This window comes from Cognatishimia sp. SS12 (assembly GCF_028369055.1).
GTDB lineage: Bacteria > Pseudomonadota > Alphaproteobacteria > Rhodobacterales > Rhodobacteraceae > Cognatishimia.
Genome location: NZ_JAQNCZ010000007.1, coordinates 81,966 through 101,201 on the forward strand (window position 1 = coordinate 81,966; position 19,236 = coordinate 101,201).

The following is a 19,236-nucleotide window of genomic DNA, read 5'->3' on the forward strand; positions in this document are numbered from 1 at the left end:
AGCCCATTGTCCCAGCCCATATTCGGTGCACATTGCACCGGATTGAGGTATGCGGCGATGTCACCCATCAATTGAGCGTCCGCTGCAGCGTCGGTATGCCCTTTTTGGCCCCCTGCCCTCTCCCGCGGACCGAATGGCTGTTACGAGCGCTCTCAGGCGCTCTCATCAGGTTTTGCCACGACATCTCGCCCCGATTCAAAGAGGTAATCAATCGCCAAGCGTAGGAACGCGGTGCGTGAATTTGGTCCAACCGTTCCAGGAGATAGCCAAGAATAATAAAGCTGAGGGCTGGGCCCATCTTCTTTGCCTCTGTCCAGAGATATCCTAGACCAAGTTGATCCGCCAATTGGTCCATCCGCTGCTGACAGGCTTGCGGCGTGCGTGCCAATCGCAATTCTGCACAGAGTTTAGGGAATTTCGTCTCCATGTCTTTGTCTGTCACCTGCACATCCATATTCGTGTGTTTAAAAGCGGATCGATTCAAAGAAGTCTCTTTGTGCCCCTCAGATTGCGTGTCGCTGGCCCTCAAATCTGTTGGATTTTCGTCCTGATAGGCCGCCAACTCTGTTGTGATTTCAGACAGGAAGCCTTGCAAAGCCTCTGCCTGTGGTTTGCGCCGCAAAAGTTTGCGTGCCCGAGATGTGAGCGCGGCCACCGTTGCGCTGTCGCGCGCAAGAGATACCAATTCAGCCAAACCGCTTGCGCAGCGATCGCGTAGGGTGATGAGCTTCTGTTTTTCGGCGGCATATTGTTCCGCTTGGGCACACAGCTCAGCGTAGCGCCGCAGCAGTGGCAGCGCGGACAGGCCGGTTGCATAGGTAATTCTGCCCGTGTTGTCACGTCGCGCCCAGCGTTTTCCATTGCCGCTGGGCAGGCGTTGCAGCAGGTCCAGCGAGACGAGCTTGGCGATGTGACGCTCGATGGTTTGAATGCTGACATGGGCGCGCCGCGCCAAACTAGCGTTTGAGGCAAAGCAGAGATGCGCTTCAAGCCGCCGCTCTGAAATTTCATCGCTGGGAATAAACGACAACAACGCCCGCAAAACAGCGATGCTTGTGCCCTTCAGCCCAAGGGGTTCGCGCAGCTCTTCGATGACATTCAGCAGCTGCCATTTTGAAAGCGCACACGCCCCCTGCCCTGCCGCATGCGCTGGCAAGTTGGCTCCGCCGGGAGCCCGTCCTGTAATTGGTTCCATATTTTCAGTGAGGCAAAGAAAAACCGTTCGCTCAGAAGCGTTTTGTCTTGTTTGGCGAATCGGAGGCTGCTAGGGTCTAGGTGTCAAACTAAGAAGCGCTTTTAGCGCAGCAGCCCTCGAAACTTTGTTTTGGGGGTTTTCTTTTGCCCGTTTCTCCTTTTGTTGCTCGGTCCTCAGGTGTCTTCCGCTCGGTTCGCTTTTGTGAACTCGGCGTAAGATTTCTTGATTATGGTTTCGATATTATCGTCCAGCCAGTCCGCAAAGGGCGCAGATACTCCACTGCGTTTGATCGAAATCGCAAGGGAACTTTGCGCAGATTTGACGGTCACGCCCTCTACAGGCGTGCTTTCGCGCGTTTGGCCTGGCCGGGCCCCGCGGCGGCTGATCTCTTTCAAAAGAATGTCCAGACGTTCGTCGGATGTGCTGCCCTGGAGTGCGCCTTTCAAAATCGCCAATGCGGCTACAGCGGTGATCTTTTGGGCGATAAACGCTTCGGCCAATGCGGTCCACTTTGGGCGGCCAGCCTTGGGGGCCGCTCCAATCGCATCACCAACGTCATCTGGGATATTGTCCGTGACCTTCGTAAGGTGGGACAGGCCCGAGGCGGTCAAGTTCAGAACCTGTCGCGCGGTCTTGCTATCGTGCCCTGCGACCTTGATGACGGCGGCAAACCGCGCCTTTTCGTAAAACGAAAGGTTGCGCCGCGCGGCATTCTCAAGGCCTTTGGCCAGCAATGCGGTTGCATCATCCAGATCCTGAACGTTCGCCCGCACCTTGATGCCTAAATCCTGACAGGCGCGCAGGCGGCGGCGGCCATAGATGATCTCAAAGCGTCCCTGAATATCAGACCGACGCACAAGGATGGGGACCTGTTGGCCGCCCTCCTCTATGCTGGATTTCAAGGCGTCAAACCCGTCGCCCTCATCCTCGGAGTTTACAGCTGTAAACCCATCAAGCCGATCCTTGGGCCCCCAGTCGTCGATCAAAGCCGGGTCCAATTCGCGGATGGCTGACAGCGACCCTTGCAGCGCGCCCAACGCTGGCGCGCTGGGTTGCGGACGCGGCGTTGCCTGTGCACCAGATTTTGCAATCGTTTTGGCGATGCCAGACAGATCGTGCAGTGATTTGCGTGCCATTAGTTACGCCCCCATGCAGATAGGATCATAGTCTCGACCTCCTTGCCGACCGTATCCATGGAATCGCGCGCGCGATCATAGGTGGCGCGCGTCATCTCAGAGCGCACGACTTCATAGATGGATTGCTTGAGCATGGTTGCGTCGCTGATAGCCGTGCTTTTTAGCGCGGTTGCTGCCATGACCCGATCAAGGAAGAGTGCCCGCATGAATGAGCTGAGCTGCTGTGACGGAATATCCGTGGGCTCATCGCGGGTGATCAGGAACTTGAAATTATCGTAGTGCAGCATCGCCCCGGCGTCTTCGATCACGCCCATGTAGGCCCCGGCGAGTTCCAGGAACTGCGCGGTCGATGACACATCCAGCATCGAAGGTGACAACGGCACCAGCAGCGAGGTCGCCGCCGCCATTCCAGAGATGGTCAAAAACCCCAGCTGTGGCGGGCTGTCCATCAAGACGATGTCAAACTGGTCCTCAACATCATTCAGCGCATTGCGAATGCGGGTGAAAAACGGCTGATCCGAATTGGATTGAATGGCGGATTCTGTCTCAAACTCCGACAGCATCAGCCGCGAGGGGGCAAGCCAGATGCCCGGAAAATAGGTTTCCTGGATCACCTCCGACAGCGGCACCGGATCGTCATAGCGGATGGCATCATAGATGGTCATCCCATCAAACTCGATCTCAGGGCTGACGCCGCACATCGAGGTCAGCGACCCTTGCGGGTCAAGATCAATGGCCAGTACCCGATAGCCCTTTAGCGCGAGATAATGCGCCAAGTGGATCGTGGTTGTACTTTTGCTGCTGCCGCCTTTGAAATTCATCAGCTGCCAGATCTGCAGTTTTTCACCGGCGCGGCGGCCAGGGAGATAGCGTCCCTTTGTCCGTGAGGATTTTTCAAGAACGGCGCGTGCATTGCGAATCTCTTGCGCAGAATAGTGGCGGCGGCCGCTGCGGATATCCTGCGGTTCGGGCAAGGTGCCTTCGCTGTGCAATTTGCGCAGGAACTGCCCAGAGACACCCAGCAGCTCTGCGGCTTCTGGCGCCGGGAAGCTGCGCAGGGATTTTGTGTTGTCTGGCGCGAATGCAGACAATAGATGTTCACGTATTGCCGCGTTCAGACGTGAAGAAATATCCGTCGCCAACTCTGATGGTCGGTCGCTCTGGATAGGTGTCACGGGAATCATTTAGTTGCCCCAATCTGCTCTATATGGTCTTTTTTCTGCCACTTGGGGATAAAAGCGATGATTCAGCGTCTAAGTCAATGAATTTCTGCCTATTTAGTGTCTACCGTAAGCTGGGCCGCAACATAAGACACTTGTAAATACGCCAAGTTTACAGCTGTAAACTCTTCTGATCAGCGTAGAGTCGCGGTTTCACTTAAGATGTCGCTGCCCGCAAATCAGCGAGGGTGTCGATATCGCAGCTCTCTTTGTCGGATATTTCCAGCAATGCATTTGGCGGTAAGTCGCGGGTTAAGGCGCGCGCGCCCTGGTCGCCCGAAATCTTGAGAGCGGCCTCAAATTGACTGGCAGGGATCGCAACCGGGGGCAGGGTGCGGTTGCGGTTTTGCGCGGCGGCGCAGCGGGACAGTGTTGAGAGATCGGCGACAGATCGGATGATCTCCGGGGTGATAAATGGCATGTCGCCCAGAACGATCACCGCGCAATCAAATTGATGTTCTTGGGCATAGGCCAGCCCCAGTTTCACGCTGGCGCTCTGCGGCGCGTCATGGCCGGGGAGTGTCAGATGCGCCATGCCCAAGAGGGCAGGGGGCACACCGCCCGGTCGCACAACCGCAACCGCATGGTCACATTCGGCCCCCAAAAGCGCAGCAGCGGCGTATTGCACCAGCGGGCGGCCGTTGAGATCGGCCAACAGCTTGTCTTGGCCGCCAAACCGGGAGGAGCGCCCAGCGGCCAGCAGTATCCCAATGGTTTTCATCACTCTCGCTCACATGGCTGCAACGGATGCCGTCTTTCTGATAGCACAATCTGCGTCGTGACCAGCGCCAAAATCCCGACAACCGCGATGATCGCAACCATGGGCAGGGCGGTGCCATCCACAAAGGGTTCGCTCAGGGCGATGGTGGTGCCCGTCAGCAAGACCCGCAGCACCCCCATCCAAGAGGAGGCAAGCCCGGCGATGTCGCCGTTTTTTTCAAGCGCAAGGACGGTTGATGTGGGGACAATCACACCCTGCAGCCCATAGGCAACAAAGAATGTGATCATGATCGCGACAAGGGATTGCAGGCCAAACGACAGCAGCAGCGTTAGCCCAAGCAGCAAGATTGCAAAGATCAAGGCGGTCGCTTTGATCACCCGCGGGATGCCAAACCTTTGCGCCAGCGGTGCCGCGATTCGGCTCGCGCAGAAAAACCCGACCCCGTTGAGGGCAAAGGCCACGCCGAATTGCATCTGTGTGAGGCCGAATTGACCGATGTAAACAAAGGAGGCGTTGGCAATGAAGACATAGAAGGTGGTCATGCTGCAGGCCCCCAAAACTGTCAGCCCCATGAAGAGCGGGTCCGTGAACAGCCGGCGTGTCCCGGCGAAGAAGGTACGCGGCGTGAAGCTGACGCGGTTCTGCTTGGGGAGGGTCTCGGGCAATTTATAGGCTGTCAGGAAAAGGCAAAGAAAACCGAACACAGAGAGGACAAAGAATATTGTACGCCAGCCTCCGACCAGCAAAACGAGACTACCCAGCAAGGGCGCGAGCATGGGTGAAACGCTGATCAGCATCATCATAAGGCCGGTCAGCCTTGTCGCTTCAACCCCGGTATAGAGGTCGCGCACCACGGTTCGCGGCAAGATCACCGCGACAGCGCCGCCAAACCCCTGCAGAACACGGGCGAACGTCAGCAGTTCGATATTCGGGGCGAAGAATATCGCAAGCGTTCCTGTGATATAAAGCGTCAGACCAAGGTAAAGCGGCGCCTTGCGCCCGAAATGGTCTGACAGTGGGCCGTAGATAAGTTGTGCGGGTCCGAAACCGAGCAAAAACGCTGTGATCGTCCAGTGCACCTCGCCGATGGAAGCGCCCAGCTCATCTGCAATGGCGGGCAGGGCAGGGAGGTACATGTCGATCGTCAGCGGGCCGACCAAAGATATGAGTCCAAGCGTGACGGCAATTCGGGTAAATGAATGTTGCATAAGAACCTTTGCGCGCAGGAAAATTGGCCGGTCGCGCAGCCGGGCAAGATCGGCCTTTTGATCCAAACGAATGCGCAAGCGCGCGCAATGGCGGCGATCCCGATTCGGATTTGACGTTGGAGGCAGGGTTTTTGTATCGACAAATTTATAAATTGTCGACAAAATGAAAAGGGATCGGAGTTCCTTATATTGTGTTTGCGGCGGCAGAGCGTCCGCATTGGACCGACGCGGGGGCGAAGTTTTCTAATGCGAGGCTCTTTACCTCAGAGCCGCAAATGTCTATCTAAACATAATATGAATAGCATTGGCGATGCTGATGGCAACAAGGATGGCAAAATTCGTGACGAAAACCATGAAAATGTATATCGGCGGGCAATTGGTGGATGGCGAAGGCCAGGTAGATGTCATCAACCCTGCGACCGAGGAAGTCTATGCAACCGTGCAGGCGGCAGGGCTGAATGATGTGCAATCTGCGCTGGAAGCGGCGCAGGCGGCAGCGCCCTCATGGGGCAACACGCCCATTGCCGAACGCCAGGCCTGGATGCTGAAACTGCGCGACGCTGTGCTGGAAAACGAAGAGATGCTGCGCGACTGCATCCACCAGGAAATGGGCAAGCCATGGGGCGGCACGCAAGAGGATTTTGATCTGCTTGAGCGGTCGCTGAAATTCTACGCCGAGGAAATTCAGCGGGTGCACGATGAAACGCTCGCGGATCGCGAAGGCACCCATGAACACAAGATCGTCTATGAACCTGTGGGCGTTGCGGTTGCCTATCTGGCGTGGAACTTCCCGCTCTTGAACCTGGCCTATAAGATCGGGCCCGCGATGGCGGCCGGTTGCCCGATCATCATTCGCCCCTCTGCGGCCACGCCGGTTTCGGCCTATGCGGTTGGCGAACTATGCGCCAAGATCGGGTTGCCTGCCGGGGTGGTGAATATTCTGACAACCGATGGCTATGCGCCGTCGGATGCTTTGGCGTCCTCGACGATCCCGAATTTGATCACGCTGATCGGCTCGACCAACACAGGCAAACACCTGATGAAAGTCGGCGCGACCTCGATCAAGTCGTATTCTATGGAACTGGGCGGCAACGCGCCGGTGCTGATTTACAAAGACGCCGATCTTGATCTTGCGGCTGACATTGTATCGACCGTGAAATTCAACAATGCCGGTCAGATCTGCGTCAGCCCGAACCGCGTGTTCGTGGAAGAAGAGGTCTATGACGCCTTCCGCGCCAAAGTGGTGGAACGGGCGCATTCGGCCAAGGTTGGCTTTGACAAGACCCAGGATATTTTGACCGGCCCAATGATTGACGGGCGCGCTTGGTCGCGGGTGAAGGGGCTGATCGACGGGGCTGTCGCAGACGGTGCCAGCCTGCTTGCAGGTGGGGATCGTCCGGCAGGGCTGGAGAAAGGTCACTACCTTGCGCCCACCGTTCTGGACGGCGTGACGCAGGATATGCAGATCTACAAGGACGAGATCTTTGGCCCGGTGATCAGCTTGATCCCATTCAGCGACCGCGACGAGGTTGTCGAGCGAGCCAATGACGGGGAAGAGGGCGGTCTGTCGTCTTATATCTTCACCGCAGATCTGGACCTGGCCAACCGTGTGGCCAAGCAGCTGCGCTATGGCGAGGTGCAGATCAACGGCGTGAAATACGACATTTACCTGCCGCATGGCGGCATTGGGCAATCCGGCATTGGCCATGACTGCTCGCGCCTCGCGCTCAATGATTATCTGGTCGTGAAACGTGTTTCGCGCGGTTTGGTGTAGGAGTACGGCATGAAGATTACCAAAATCACCAGCCACGTTCTGCAATGTGATATGCCCGAAGAACTGGGCTATTCGCAGCAATATTACGCCAAGCGCACCGCCCATATTGTTGAGGTGGAAACCGACGAAGGCATCACCGGCTGGGGCGAATGCTTTGGGCCGGGCAATGTTGCCATTGCCAACAAGACCATCGTTGAAAAAGTGATCCAACCGCTTGTTCTGGGCATGGATGCGCTTGATCGCGATGTGATTTGGCACAAGGTTTATAACCTGCTGCGCGATCACGGGCAGAAAGGCATGCCGCTGCAATCACTCTCTGGCGTGGATATTGCGCTGTGGGACATCGCGGGCAAGGCCGCCGGGCTACCGATTCACAAGCTGATCGGCGGCGCGCATCGCAGTAAGGTCAAGGCCTATGGCTATGGCATGATGCTGAAACGCGAAAGCGCGGCGGATCACGTGGCGCGATTTGTGGACGAAGCGGCGGCCATCCGCGACATGGGCTTTGCGGCGACCAAGATGAAGCTTGGCCTTGGTCCGAAAGACGATGTGAAACTGGCCGAGGCCGTGCGCAAGGGCGTTGGCGATGATTTCGATTTCATGGCGGACGCGAACCATGCCTATAACACCTCTGATGCGTTTTACGTTGGCGAGGCGCTTGGCGATTTGGGGGCCTATTGGTTTGAAGAACCGATCGCGCCCGAAGATCTGGATGGCTACCGCGAGCTGCGAGCCCGGCTGAAGGTCAACATTTCCGGCGGCGAAGCTGAATTTAACCGCTGGGGCTGGCGCAGCCTCTTGGAATCCCGCGGTCTGGACATCGCCCAACCCGAAGTTTGCGCTTTGGGCGGGATTACCGAATATCTGCGGGTTCTGGCGCTTTGCCACGCGCATTTCACCCCGGTTGTAAACCATGTCTGGGGCTCTGCGGTGGCTGTGGCGACCAATTTGCAGCTGCTGGCAGCAATGCCGCCCATGCCCGGCGGGTTGTTCCCACGTGAGCCGCTGCTTGAATTTGACACCACGGAAAACCGTTTCCGCGACCATCTCTTGGCAGAACCGCTGGATATTCAGGGGCAGGTGGCCTCGCAGGATGGGTATATCAACATTCCGACCAAGCCCGGCATCGGGGTTGAGCCGGACCGCGATTTCCTCGCGACCTATGCGCTTGATCTCTAAGGGGCGCGTGACATGAAGACTGCGATTTGTGTTGATCCGGTGAAATCCCGTTGCGGCGAAGGCCTGCTTTGGGATGAAACGCGCGGCCTGCTCTGGTGGGTTGATATTGCGGCCCACACCTTGTGCAGCCACGCACCCGGCACGGGCGTCAATCGCAAGATTGCCATGCCCGGGCTGATCAGCGCGCTGGCCCTGCACGAGAGCGGTCGTCTGCTGATTGCCACCAAATCCGGCCTTGGCTGGGTCGATCCTGATAGTGGCGCGGTCAGCGTGTTCGATTGCCCTGAGCCGGACAAACCTTTCAGCCGGCCCAACGATATGGCTGTGGATCAAGAGGGCGCTTTGTGGCTCGGCACGATGTCCGAAGGCGCGAAAGGCCCGTTTGGTGCCCTGTACCGCTATGGGGCAGGGGGGCGAGATACCGCCCTGAGCGAAACGACAATTTCCAACGGATTGGATTGGTCGCCAGATGGATCGCGGTTCTATTTTATCGACAGTGTTCCGGGGCGGATCTGGCTTTACACCCAGGATGAATGGTCGATCTTGCGCACCTGCGATGAGGATTTTGGCCGCCCTGACGGGATGTGCGTTGATTCTGCTGGCACGCTTTGGGTTGCCATCTGCAACAAGGGCTGCGTTCTGGGCCTCGACCAAGATGGCAATGTGATCGACAAGATCGAGATCCCTTGCCGGATCGTGACCAACTGTGCATTTGGCGGGGCTGATCTTTCCACCCTCTATGTCACAACCGGCACATTTGACCTGTCTCCAGAAGAGATGGTCGAGCAGCCTTACTCTGGCGGCTTGTTTGCGGTGCAGATGGATGTGCCAGGGAAACTGCCGAACACGGCCAAATGGCCGGAGATCCCGCAGGGCTAGCCCTGTGACCAAGATTTTGACAACGCGGCGCGCCTTAGTGTTCGCCGCGTTGTGAAATGGCCTGCAGCAGATCCAGCAGTATTTCGTAGTTCTCAGGGCCAAGCCGCTCTTTGAAGCCATTTACGATGCCCAGGGCGACATCCTTGTTTGCTTCGATCATGGCGTGACCCGCGTCGGTCAGCGACAAGGTTTGGCGGCGCCCGTCCGTTTCGTCTTTGACACGGGTGATCAGCCCGTTTTCGCACATACGTTTCACAATGCGCGTCAGGCTTGGCATCATCAGCCCCGCGTGTTCGGACACTTCGGTGGCATCTTGCGGGCCGTATTCGGCCAGCACACGCAAAACCCGCCATTGCTGTTCGGTCAGACCAGATTCCAGCAGCATGGCGCGGATCGGGCTCATAACGGATTCGCGCGCGCGCATAAGCGCGATTGGCAGCGATCGGTTTGGGGATGGCAAACGATTTTCCACGGGGCCCACTCTGGAATATTCTCTCTCGAATTCCATATTAGATAACATGTTAATATTGTGTTTGCAATATTTGCATTGACTCTGTCAGTTTGTGCGCATAGATGGTAGTTACTTAACATGTGAAGGAATGAAGCCTTGCCTCATTTTCAGATCGATTACTCTGGAAACCTCGAAGAAAGCGTGGATATGAGCGCGTTCTGCCAGCACATTCGTGCCGCAGCGGCGCAGATTGACACGTTTCCGATGCCTGGCATTCGCGTGCGCGCCGTAAAAGTCGATCACTATGCGATTGCAGATGGGCAGGCCAAACATGCATTCATCGACATTTCGATCCGCCTGCGCGGTGGGCGCCCTGATGATGTGAAAAAGGATGCCACCCAGCGCATTTTTGAAGCAGCCCGGACCTTCCTGACACCTGTTATGCAGACCAATTCTCTCGCGCTCTCTGTTGAGATGCGCGACATCGATCCAGACCTTTCCCCAAAAACCGGCACCATTCGAGAGCATTTGGGCCACAACAAGACGGAGACTTCCTCATGAGCGTTCTTGACGAGAACATCGCCAAACTTGCTGGCTACCTTGCCCGTTTCAAAGAAAGCGGCATCTCCAACCGCATTGCTGGCGAAGATCGCCCAGGGGCAGGGGGCGTGTTTCAATCCACGTCGCCGGTCGACAAATCTGTGATCTGCGACGTTGCGCGCAGCACCGAAGAGGACGTGAACGATGCGGCCAAAGCGGCGGCAGATGCCTTCCCGGCGTGGCGCGACATGCCAGCGCTTGAGCGCAAGAAAATTCTGATCAACGTGGCAAACGCCATCGAAGCGCGCGCCGAAGAAATTGCGCTGTGCGAATGCTGGGACACCGGCCAGACCATGCGCTTTATGTCCAAAGCGGCGCTGCGCGGCGCCGAGAACTTCCGTTATTTTGCAGATCAAGTGGTCGAAGCGCGGGATGGTCAACACCTGAAGTCGCCGACTTTGATGAACGTCACCACACGTAAACCGATTGGCCCAGTGGGTGTCATCACACCATGGAACACGCCTTTCATGCTGTCGACTTGGAAGATTGCGCCAGCTCTGGCCGCCGGTTGTACCGTTGTTCACAAACCTGCCGAAGACAGCCCGCTGAGCGCGCGTCTGCTGGTGGAAATCGCGGAAGAAGCAGGCCTGCCACCGGGCGTTCTGAACACCGTCAACGGTTTTGGACACGATGCAGGCAAACGCCTGACCGAGCACCCTGCCATCAAAGCGATCGCCTTCGTGGGCGAAAGCCGCACAGGGGCGATGATCACCAAGCAGGGCGCAGACACGCTGAAGCGTATGCACCTTGAGCTGGGTGGCAAAAACCCTGTCATGGTGTTCGAAGATGCGGATCTTGACCGCGCGCTGGATGCGGTTCTGTTCATGATCTATTCGATCAACGGCGAACGCTGCACCTCGTCCTCGCGTCTGCTGGTACAGGACACCATCCGCGATGAGTTCGAAGCCAAGCTGATCGAACGTGTGAACAACATCAAGGTCGGCCACCCGCTGGACCCAGCCACCGAAATCGGCCCGCTGGTGACAGAAGAGCATTACAATAAAGTGACCTCTTACTTTGACATCGCAAAAGAAGATGGCGCGACAGTGGCCGCTGGCGGCGAAAAAATTGGCGACGAAGGCTACTTTGTGCGCCCAACCCTGTTCACCGGCGCAAACAATAAAATGCGCATCGCGCAGGAAGAGATCTTTGGCCCAGTGCTGACCTCGATCCCCTTCTCGACCGAAGAAGAGGCAATTGAGATCGCAAACGACACAGACTACGGTTTGACCGGCTATGTCTGGACCAATGATCTGACCCGTGCGCTGCGTGTGACTGACAAGATTGATGCTGGCATGATCTGGGTGAACAGCGAAAACGTTCGCCACCTGCCCACCCCGTTTGGTGGGGTCAAAGCCAGCGGCATCGGTCGCGACGGCGGCGATTGGTCGTTTGAGTTCTACATGGAACAAAAGCACATCGGTTTTGCCACCGGCGAACATAAAATCATGCGCCTGGGCGCACAATAAATTACGACCATACGGAAACGCACATATATATCCAGAGGAGGAAACACGATGGGTGAGATTGTTCTCGCGGCCAAGGTGACGCACGTCCCAACGTTGATTATGTCGGAGCAAGACGGTCCGATCAAAGACAAGCGCAAGGCGGCCATTGATGGCCACCGTGAAATCGCGCGGCGCGCCAAAGAGCTTGGCGCGACCACAGTGATTATTTGCGACACGCATTGGGTGATCAATGCAGGCTTCCACATCAACGCCAACAACAAGTTCGAAGGCATGTTCACATCCAATGAATTCCCGCAATTCATTTCGGATCTGCCTTATGAATACGAAGGCAACCCAGAAATGGGTGATGCCATTGCCAAAATCGCGTCGGACAAGGGCGTTTATACCCTGTGCCACCATCTGGATAGCCTTGAGCTGGAATATGGCACGTTGGTTCCGATGCGCTTCATGAGCCGCGAGCACGATATGAAAGTGGTTTCCGTGGCGGCATGGGCGACTGTGCATGACCACGACGAAAGCCGCGTCATTGGCGAAGCCATCCGCGCAGCGGTTGAAGCCAGCGATGAAAAAGTGCTGCTGCTGGCATCGGGTTCGTTGAGCCATAAAATCTGGTCGAACAAAGAATACGCGCCAAACAATGGGACATTCACCATTTCAAGCGAATTCAACCGCCAGATGGACCTGCATGTGCTTGAAATGTGGAAGAACGGCGATCACGCCACCTTCCTCAAGATGCTGGAAGAATACGCGGATTTCTGCTGTGGCGAAGGCTCCATGCACGACACCGCAATGCTCTATGGCGCGCTGGGTTGGGATAAATACGACGCGAAATGCGAAATTATCACCGACTACTTCCCATCTTCGGGCACGGGTCAGACCAACGTCGTTTTCCCGGTTCAATAACGGGATATGCCCGGGGTAACATCCCCGGGCACTGACACTTTTCTTACAACCCGCGTCGGTTTTCTGTCTGCGTGAGACAGGTCGACAATTCCGCAAGGACACAACATGTTCTCCCTGAAAGATCCCTCTCTTCTCAAACAGGCTGCTCTGGTTGGCACCGACTGGGTCGAAGCTGACGAAGCGACCGGAATCGCGGTCACGAACCCTGCCACCGGCGATGTACTGGGCTATGTTCCAAAGCTGGGTGCTGACGAAACACGCGCTGCGATTGACGCGGCGGCGGCGGCTCAGAAAGCCTGGGCAAAGCGCACGGCAAAAGAACGCAGCCAAATCCTGCGCCGTTGGTACGAGCTGATGATGGAAAACCAAGATGATCTTGGTGCGATCCTGACGGCTGAACAGGGCAAACCGCTGGCCGAGGCCAAGGGCGAGATCGCCTATGGTGCCTCCTTTATTGAATGGTTTGCCGAAGAAGCGCGCCGCGCCTATGGCGACATCACCCCCGGTCACGCCGCGGACAAACGCATTGTCACCATCAAACAACCGATCGGCGTTGTGGCGGCGATCACGCCTTGGAACTTCCCCAATGCCATGATCACCCGCAAGGCAGGCCCTGCCGTTGCGGCGGGATGCGCCATGGTTTTGAAACCCGCAAGCCAGACACCGTTTTCCGCGATTGCATTGGCGGTTCTGGGTGAACGCGCCGGGCTGCCTGCGGGTCTGTTTTCCGTTCTGACCGGCTCTGCCAGCGCGATTGGCGGCGAGATGACCTCCAGCAAGATTGTACAGAAGCTGACGTTCACCGGCTCCACTGAAATTGGCGCGATGCTGTATGAACAATGCGCGCCAACGATCAAGAAATTGGGTCTTGAGCTGGGCGGAAACGCGCCGTTCATCGTCTTTGATGACGCTGATGTCGATGCGGCTGTGGAAGGCGCTATCATCGCCAAGTTCCGCAACAACGGCCAGACCTGCGTCTGTGCCAACCGTATCTATGTGCAAGCGGGCATCTATGATGCCTTTGCCGAAAAGCTGGCCGCCAAAGTGGCGTCGATGCCGACCGGCAATGGCTTTGACGAGGGCATTATCTTTGGCCCGCTGATCGACAAAGCCGCAGTGTCCAAGGTTGAAGAGCATATCACCGACGCGACCTCCAAAGGTGCGAAAGTGATCCAGGGTGGCGCGGCACATGAATTGGGCGGCACCTTCTATCAACCGACCGTTTTGACCGGCGTGACCTCGGATATGGCCGTGGCCACCGAAGAAACCTTTGGTCCGGTTGCGCCACTCTTTAAATTTGAGACCGAAGCCGAAGTGCTCGCCGCAGCGAATGACACCGACTTTGGCCTTGCGTCTTACTTTTACACCCGCGACCTGGCACGCACCTGGCGTGTGGGCGAGGGGCTGGAATATGGTATGGTCGGCATCAACACCGGCCTGATCTCAACCGCCGAAGCGCCCTTTGGCGGGGTCAAAATGTCCGGTCTTGGCCGCGAGGGATCGCGCCACGGTCTGGATGACTTCATGGAACTGAAATACCTCTGCATGGGCGGCATTGATGAGGCAGGAGACTAACAATATGCGTTTTGCAACTTTCACCGCCAACGACGAAACATACTACGGTGCGATCACCGATGAGGGCGCGATTGCCCTGTCCCCGTCTTTCCCGCAGTGGCCAACGCTTTATGACGTGATGGCCGCGGGTGCGCTGGATCAGCTGGTCGAAGCGGCCTCGGGCCGCGCCGTGACCCACACAGATTTCGTCTATGAAATGGTCATGCCGAACGTCCGCCGCATTCTCTGCGTTGGCGTGAACTTCCCGGATCGCAACGCCGAATACAAAGATGGCAGCGCGCAGCCAAAATACATGTCGCTGTTCCCGCGCTTTGCGACTGGGTTTACCGGCCATGACCGTCCGCTGATCCGTCCGCCAGAAAACCACACGCTGGATTATGAGGGCGAGGTCGCCATTGTGATCGGCAAAGAAGGCCGCCGCATTTCGCAAGAAGATGCCTATGATCACATTGCGGCGCTGACGCTTTGCAACGAAGGCACCATCCGCGACTGGGTGCGCCATGCGAAATTCAACGTGACCCAGGGCAAGAACTGGGATCGCACCGGCTCCATCGGGCCTTGGCTTGTTCCCTTCACCGACGCCGCGCAATTGGATGACGCCCGCATTGTGACCCGCGTGAATGGCGAAGTGCGCCAGGACGATGTTCTGTCGCGCATGATGTTCCCGATCCGCCGTGAGATCGAATATATCTCGACCTTCATGACGCTGCAGCCCGGCGATATCATTGTGACCGGGACGCCAACGGGTGCAGGCGCGCGCTTTGATCCGCCCAAGTACCTGAAACCCGGTGATGTGGTTGAGATCGAAGTCGAAGGCATCGGCATTTTGCGCAACGGCGTTGAGGACGAAGTCGTATGACCCCTGAAGATCACGCCAAAGCTGCCGCGGATCTGCTGGAGGCCGAGAAGACGCGCGAGCAGATCGGCCTGCTGACTCTGCGCCATCCTGAGATGGCGATGGATGACGCCTATGAGGTGCAGAACGCGATTTACCGCGCCAAGCTCGCCGAAGGCCGCAAGGTCATCGGTTGGAAGATCGGCCTGACCTCAAAGGCCATGCAATATGCGCTGAACATCGACATTCCCGATAGCGGAATCCTGTTTGATGATATGGCCTTTGACCATGGCGGCACGGTGCCGGCGGGTCGCTTTATTCAGCCTCGTATCGAAGCCGAGATCGCCTTTGTGATGAAGTCGGCTTTGGGCGGTGCGGATGTCACCCGTGACGACGTGCTGGCGGCCACCGATTACGTCTGCCCATCGGTTGAAATTCTGGACACACGCATTCAGCGTGTGGACCCGGAAACCGGCAAGGCGCGCACGGTGTTTGATACCATCAGCGACAATGCCGCCAATGCGGGCGTCGTATTGGGCCAAGAGCGCCACGCGGTGGATGCCTTTGATCTGCGCTGGGTAGGGGCCATGGCCTTCTGCAATGGGGACATCGAAGAAACCGGCCTCGGTGGCGGTGTCTTGAATGACCCGGTTGAAAGCGTGGTCTGGTTGGCGCGCCGCATGGCGCAGTATGGCCAGAGCATTGAACCGGGGCAGATCATTCTTTCTGGAAGCTTTATCCGTCCTGTCGAATGCCCGCCCGGTACTAAGATTCACACTGACTTCGGGCCGTTTGGCACCGTTGATATCAACTTCGATTGAGGAAACCCAATGCCTGCACCTCACAATCCGTTTAAGGCCGCCATCAAAGCTGGCAAACCTCAGATGGGGTGCTGGCTTGGTCTGGCAGACCCGTATATTGCCGAAATCAGCGCTGGCGCAGGGTTTGACTGGCTGGTTGTCGATGCCGAACACGCGCCCAATGATCTGCGGTCGATCATCGGCCAACTTCAGGTGATTTCCGGCTTTGACAGCCACGCGGTTGTGCGACCGCCGGTTGGCGAGGACTGGATCATCAAACAATTGCTGGATGGCGGCGCGCAAACGCTGCTGATCCCTATGGTGGAAAGCGCGGAACAGGCGCGCCGGCTTGTGAAAGCCGTGACATACCCGCCGCATGGGGTGCGCGGTGTCGGCTCTGCTTTGGCGCGCGCGTCCAGCTTTGCGGGCATTCCGGATTACCTCAAGACAGCGCGTGACGAGATTTGCCTGATTTTGCAGGTCGAAAATGTCAAAGGCATTGAGGCGCTGGACGAAATTCTGGAAGTCGACGGTGTGGATGCCGTGTTCATAGGCCCGTCAGATCTGGCCGCAGACATGGGCCATATCGGCAACGCGGGTGCGCCCGAAGTTGAAGAGACCGTGCTGGAAGCGATGCGCAAGATCGTGGCCTCCGGGAAAGCAGGGGGCATCCTGACGCTCAATCCAGCCATGCAAAAAGCCTGCCTGGATATCGGCGCGACCTTTGTGGCGACCGGGATTGATGTGACGCTCTTTGCCGGGGCGATGCGCGCGGCAGCGAAAAATGCACTGACCTTGCTGCCCAACCAAGAAACCGTGGCAGTGGTGCAGACAGAAAGCGGCAGCCGCTATCTGCAGCAGCTGTGCAAGCATTGGTCCCATAAGGCGGCGGCGGAGTTTGATGCCACCCACGGGACCCTCACATTTGACAGCGGCAATATTGTCGAAATGCAGGCCACGCCCGAGACCCTGACCCTGACCGCCAAGACCGGACCGCGCGGCGATCTCGACTATTGGGCGGGTGTTGTCCAACGCCATATTGAACGGTTTGCGTTTCGTGAAACGCTGTCGTTTGACTGGACCCCAAAGGGCTAAATCAATAAGTGCATTCGCATAAATAATGTTGCGAATGCAGGAATATTCATGTACTCAGTATCCCGATACAGAGGAGGAGGACTCGCATGACTTTTTCGCTTTCGATCGGCGGCGCGCCGGTAACGACTTCGGAAACCTTTGACGTAATAAACCCAGCCAATGGCGAGGTTGCCGCGCAGGTTTCTCTTGGCACCGTCAAAGAACTGGATGCCGCGGTGGCGGCGGCCAAAGCGGCCTTTCCTGCCTGGGCGGCCACACCGGACGCAGAGCGCGCAGATGCGCTGAACAAGATTGCGGATCTGATCGAAGCGAACGCTGAGGAACTGTCTGCGCTGATCACAAAAGAGCAGGGCAAACCCCAAGCGGGCCCAGGCGCGAACTTTGAGATTCAGGGTGCGGTTGGCTGGACGCGCGTGACCGCTGGCCTGTCGCTGGCGCCCGAAGTGATCATCGACAATGACGAAGAGCGTGTCGAAATTCACCGCGAGCCTGTGGGTGTTGTCGCGTCGATCACGCCATGGAACTGGCCGTTGATGATTGCGATCTGGCACATCATGCCAGCCATTCGCATCGGCTGCCCTGTGGTGATCAAACCTTCGCCCTACACACCGCTGTCGACCCTGCGTTTGGTTGAACTGGTGAATGAGGCGGGTATTCTTCCGGCGGGCGTTCTGAATGCAGTCACAGGTGACGGCGAAGTGGGCGACCGGATTTCGACTCATCCAGATATCGCCAAGATCACTTTTACCGGATCCATCCCGACCGGGCGCCGTATTATGGAGCGCGCTGGGGCCTCTCTGAAAAAGCTGACGCTGGAACTGGGCGGCAACGACGCGGGGATCATCCTTCCGGGCACTGATATCTCCAAACTGGTGGAACCCTTGTTCTGGGGCACTTTCATCAATGCGGGGCAAACCTGTTCCTGCCTGAAACGTCTTTACGTACACGAAGACGATGTCGAAACAGTTGGCAAAGCGCTTGCAGAATTCGCCGCCAATATCCCTGTTGGCAACGGCATGGACGAAGGCGTGCTGATTGGCCCGATGACCAATGAAATGCAGTACAACAAAGTTGTGGGCATGGTTGAAGAGGCCAAAGCCAAAGGCGCAACCGTGCTGGCCGGTGGCGAGGCATCTGATGCACCCGGCTATATCTACCCAATTACGATCCTGAGTGGCTGCACCGATGAGATGAGCGTTGTCTACGACGAACAGTTCGGCAATGTGGTTCCAATCATCGCCTATAAGACGCTGGATGAAGCGATCGAAGCCGCAAATGGGCTGGAAGTTGGGTTGGGGGCCTCGGTCTGGGGCGATGACCCAGAAGAAGCAGCCGAAGTTGCCAAGCGCGTGGTCGCGGGGACCCGTTGGGTGAACCGCCACGCAGTTTTGAATCCAATGGTGCCCATGGGTGGCGTCAAACAATCTGGCATCGGTGTGGAATTCTCCGAAGAAGGCCTGCGCGAATATACAACCGTGCAAGTGCTTTCGATCGCCAAGTAACCTTGAACACGAGGACCTGAGATGGCCAAGCTGACCACTGGCGAAGTGATCGCCAAATCATTGACTGCAAATGGTGTTGATACCGTATTCGGTATCCCCGGTGCGCATATGTATGACTTCAACGATGCGCTCGCGCGCGAAGAAGGCATGCGTTTCATCCACACACGTCACGAGCAGGGCGCCGCTTATATGGCCTATGGCTATGCGCGCTCTTCCGGCAAGCCCGGCGTTTATACTGTTGTACCGGGCCCCGGCCTGCTGAACTCGGGCGCTGCGCTGTGTACCGCCTATGGGGCAAACACGCCGGTGATGTGTGTGACCGGCAATATCATGTCGCATCTGATCGGGCAGGGCCGGGGTCAGCTGCACGAACTGCCAGATCATCTAGGCACTCTGAAGGGTCTGACCAAATGGGCGGATCGCATTGATCACCCGACCGAAGCAGGCGCAACCATGGCGCAGGCGTTTGAAGAAATGCTGTCCGGTCGCCCGCGTCCGGTTGGCATCGAAGCGCCTTGGGACGTATTTGGCATGGCCGCCGAGGTCGAGGCACCAACCGCCACCGAGCGTCGCGCTGCACCAACACCGGACCCGGACGCGATTGCCGCCGCAGCAGAGATGATTGCCGCAGCCAAGAATCCGATGATCATGGTTGGCGGCGGCACATGGGATGCGGCCGAAGAGGTGCGCGAGC

At 57.3% G+C, this 19,236-nt stretch carries 18 protein-coding genes; 12 read left to right on the forward strand and 6 right to left on the reverse strand.

Features of this window, described 5'->3' with window-relative positions; genetic code table 11:
• Positions 1-67 precede the first annotated feature (67 nt).
• The 5 genes from N6L24_RS15070 to N6L24_RS15090 form a co-directional block, all read right to left on the reverse strand.
• Entirely contained in the window at positions 68-1,156 is a 1,089-nt protein-coding gene (locus N6L24_RS15070; RefSeq protein WP_271845534.1) for a helix-turn-helix domain-containing protein, read from the reverse strand.
• A gap of 212 nt (positions 1,157-1,368) precedes the next feature.
• Complete coding sequence (gene repB / locus N6L24_RS15075) at positions 1,369-2,331, reverse strand: plasmid partitioning protein RepB (RefSeq protein WP_271845535.1); 963 nt, start codon at positions 2,329-2,331, stop codon at positions 1,369-1,371.
• Positions 2,331-3,515 carry a plasmid partitioning protein RepA gene (gene repA / locus N6L24_RS15080; protein WP_271845536.1) on the reverse strand — a complete coding sequence of 395 codons (1,185 nt, stop codon included), beginning with the start codon at positions 3,513-3,515 and terminating at the stop codon, positions 2,331-2,333. Before repA ends, repB begins: the two co-directional genes overlap by 1 nt.
• A 193-nt stretch (positions 3,516-3,708) precedes the next feature.
• Positions 3,709-4,272: a nucleotidyltransferase family protein gene (locus N6L24_RS15085; RefSeq protein WP_271845537.1), complete on the reverse strand. Its 564-nt coding sequence runs from the start codon at positions 4,270-4,272 to the stop codon at positions 3,709-3,711.
• Positions 4,272-5,480, reverse strand: a complete 1,209-nt coding sequence (locus N6L24_RS15090) for a multidrug effflux MFS transporter (protein WP_271845538.1) — start codon at positions 5,478-5,480, stop codon at positions 4,272-4,274. Before N6L24_RS15090 ends, N6L24_RS15085 begins: the two co-directional genes overlap by 1 nt.
• Before the next feature lie 316 nt (positions 5,481-5,796).
• On the opposite strand from N6L24_RS15090, the gene N6L24_RS15095 reads away from it, so the two are divergent.
• From N6L24_RS15095 to N6L24_RS15105, 3 genes are read left to right on the forward strand one after another with little or no spacing between them, the layout of a single operon-like run.
• Positions 5,797-7,254 carry an aldehyde dehydrogenase family protein gene (locus N6L24_RS15095; protein ID WP_271845539.1) on the forward strand — a complete coding sequence of 486 codons (1,458 nt, stop codon included), beginning with the start codon at positions 5,797-5,799 and terminating at the stop codon, positions 7,252-7,254.
• 9 nt (positions 7,255-7,263) lie between these two features.
• Positions 7,264-8,433 (forward strand): mandelate racemase/muconate lactonizing enzyme family protein, encoded by a 1,170-nt coding sequence (locus N6L24_RS15100; protein ID WP_271845540.1) that lies wholly within the window; start codon positions 7,264-7,266, stop codon positions 8,431-8,433.
• 12 nt (positions 8,434-8,445) lie between these two features.
• Positions 8,446-9,312 (forward strand): SMP-30/gluconolactonase/LRE family protein, encoded by an 867-nt coding sequence (locus N6L24_RS15105; RefSeq protein ID WP_271845541.1) that lies wholly within the window; start codon positions 8,446-8,448, stop codon positions 9,310-9,312.
• A 34-nt stretch (positions 9,313-9,346) separates the two neighbouring features.
• Here N6L24_RS15105 and N6L24_RS15110 read toward each other — a convergent pair whose 3' ends face one another.
• A complete protein-coding gene (locus N6L24_RS15110) occupies positions 9,347-9,715 on the reverse strand; it encodes a MarR family winged helix-turn-helix transcriptional regulator (RefSeq protein ID WP_334312327.1) in 369 nt (122 codons plus the stop codon).
• 204 nt (positions 9,716-9,919) lie between these two features.
• Here N6L24_RS15110 and N6L24_RS15115 point away from each other — a divergent pair, with 204 nt between their 5' ends.
• From N6L24_RS15115 to N6L24_RS15160, 9 genes are all read left to right on the forward strand, one after another.
• Complete coding sequence (locus tag N6L24_RS15115; RefSeq protein ID WP_271845543.1) at positions 9,920-10,324, forward strand: 5-carboxymethyl-2-hydroxymuconate isomerase; 405 nt, start codon at positions 9,920-9,922, stop codon at positions 10,322-10,324.
• A complete protein-coding gene (hpaE, locus tag N6L24_RS15120) occupies positions 10,321-11,832 on the forward strand; it encodes a 5-carboxymethyl-2-hydroxymuconate semialdehyde dehydrogenase (protein ID WP_271845544.1) in 1,512 nt (503 codons plus the stop codon). The genes N6L24_RS15115 and hpaE overlap by 4 nt, the downstream gene beginning before the upstream one ends.
• 48 nt (positions 11,833-11,880) lie before the next feature.
• Positions 11,881-12,735 carry a 3,4-dihydroxyphenylacetate 2,3-dioxygenase gene (gene hpaD / locus N6L24_RS15125; RefSeq protein WP_271845545.1) on the forward strand — a complete coding sequence of 285 codons (855 nt, stop codon included), beginning with the start codon at positions 11,881-11,883 and terminating at the stop codon, positions 12,733-12,735.
• 105 nt (positions 12,736-12,840) lie between these two features.
• Positions 12,841-14,310: an NAD-dependent succinate-semialdehyde dehydrogenase gene (locus N6L24_RS15130; RefSeq protein WP_271845546.1), complete on the forward strand. Its 1,470-nt coding sequence runs from the start codon at positions 12,841-12,843 to the stop codon at positions 14,308-14,310.
• 4 nt (positions 14,311-14,314) lie between these two features.
• Positions 14,315-15,169: a fumarylacetoacetate hydrolase family protein gene (locus tag N6L24_RS15135; protein ID WP_271845547.1), complete on the forward strand. Its 855-nt coding sequence runs from the start codon at positions 14,315-14,317 to the stop codon at positions 15,167-15,169.
• On the forward strand, positions 15,166-15,966 hold the full coding sequence (hpaH, locus tag N6L24_RS15140) for a 2-oxo-hept-4-ene-1,7-dioate hydratase (protein ID WP_271845548.1): 801 nt from the start codon (positions 15,166-15,168) through the stop codon (positions 15,964-15,966). Before N6L24_RS15135 ends, hpaH begins: the two co-directional genes overlap by 4 nt.
• Before the next feature lie 9 nt (positions 15,967-15,975).
• Positions 15,976-17,040 carry an aldolase/citrate lyase family protein gene (locus N6L24_RS15145; RefSeq protein WP_334312328.1) on the forward strand — a complete coding sequence of 355 codons (1,065 nt, stop codon included), beginning with the start codon at positions 15,976-15,978 and terminating at the stop codon, positions 17,038-17,040.
• An 86-nt stretch (positions 17,041-17,126) separates the two neighbouring features.
• Positions 17,127-18,542, forward strand: a complete 1,416-nt coding sequence (locus N6L24_RS15155; RefSeq protein WP_271845549.1) for an aldehyde dehydrogenase family protein — start codon at positions 17,127-17,129, stop codon at positions 18,540-18,542.
• Between the two features lie 21 nt (positions 18,543-18,563).
• The coding region (locus N6L24_RS15160) for a thiamine pyrophosphate-binding protein (RefSeq protein WP_271845550.1) at positions 18,564-19,236 on the forward strand (673 nt) is incomplete at its 3' end.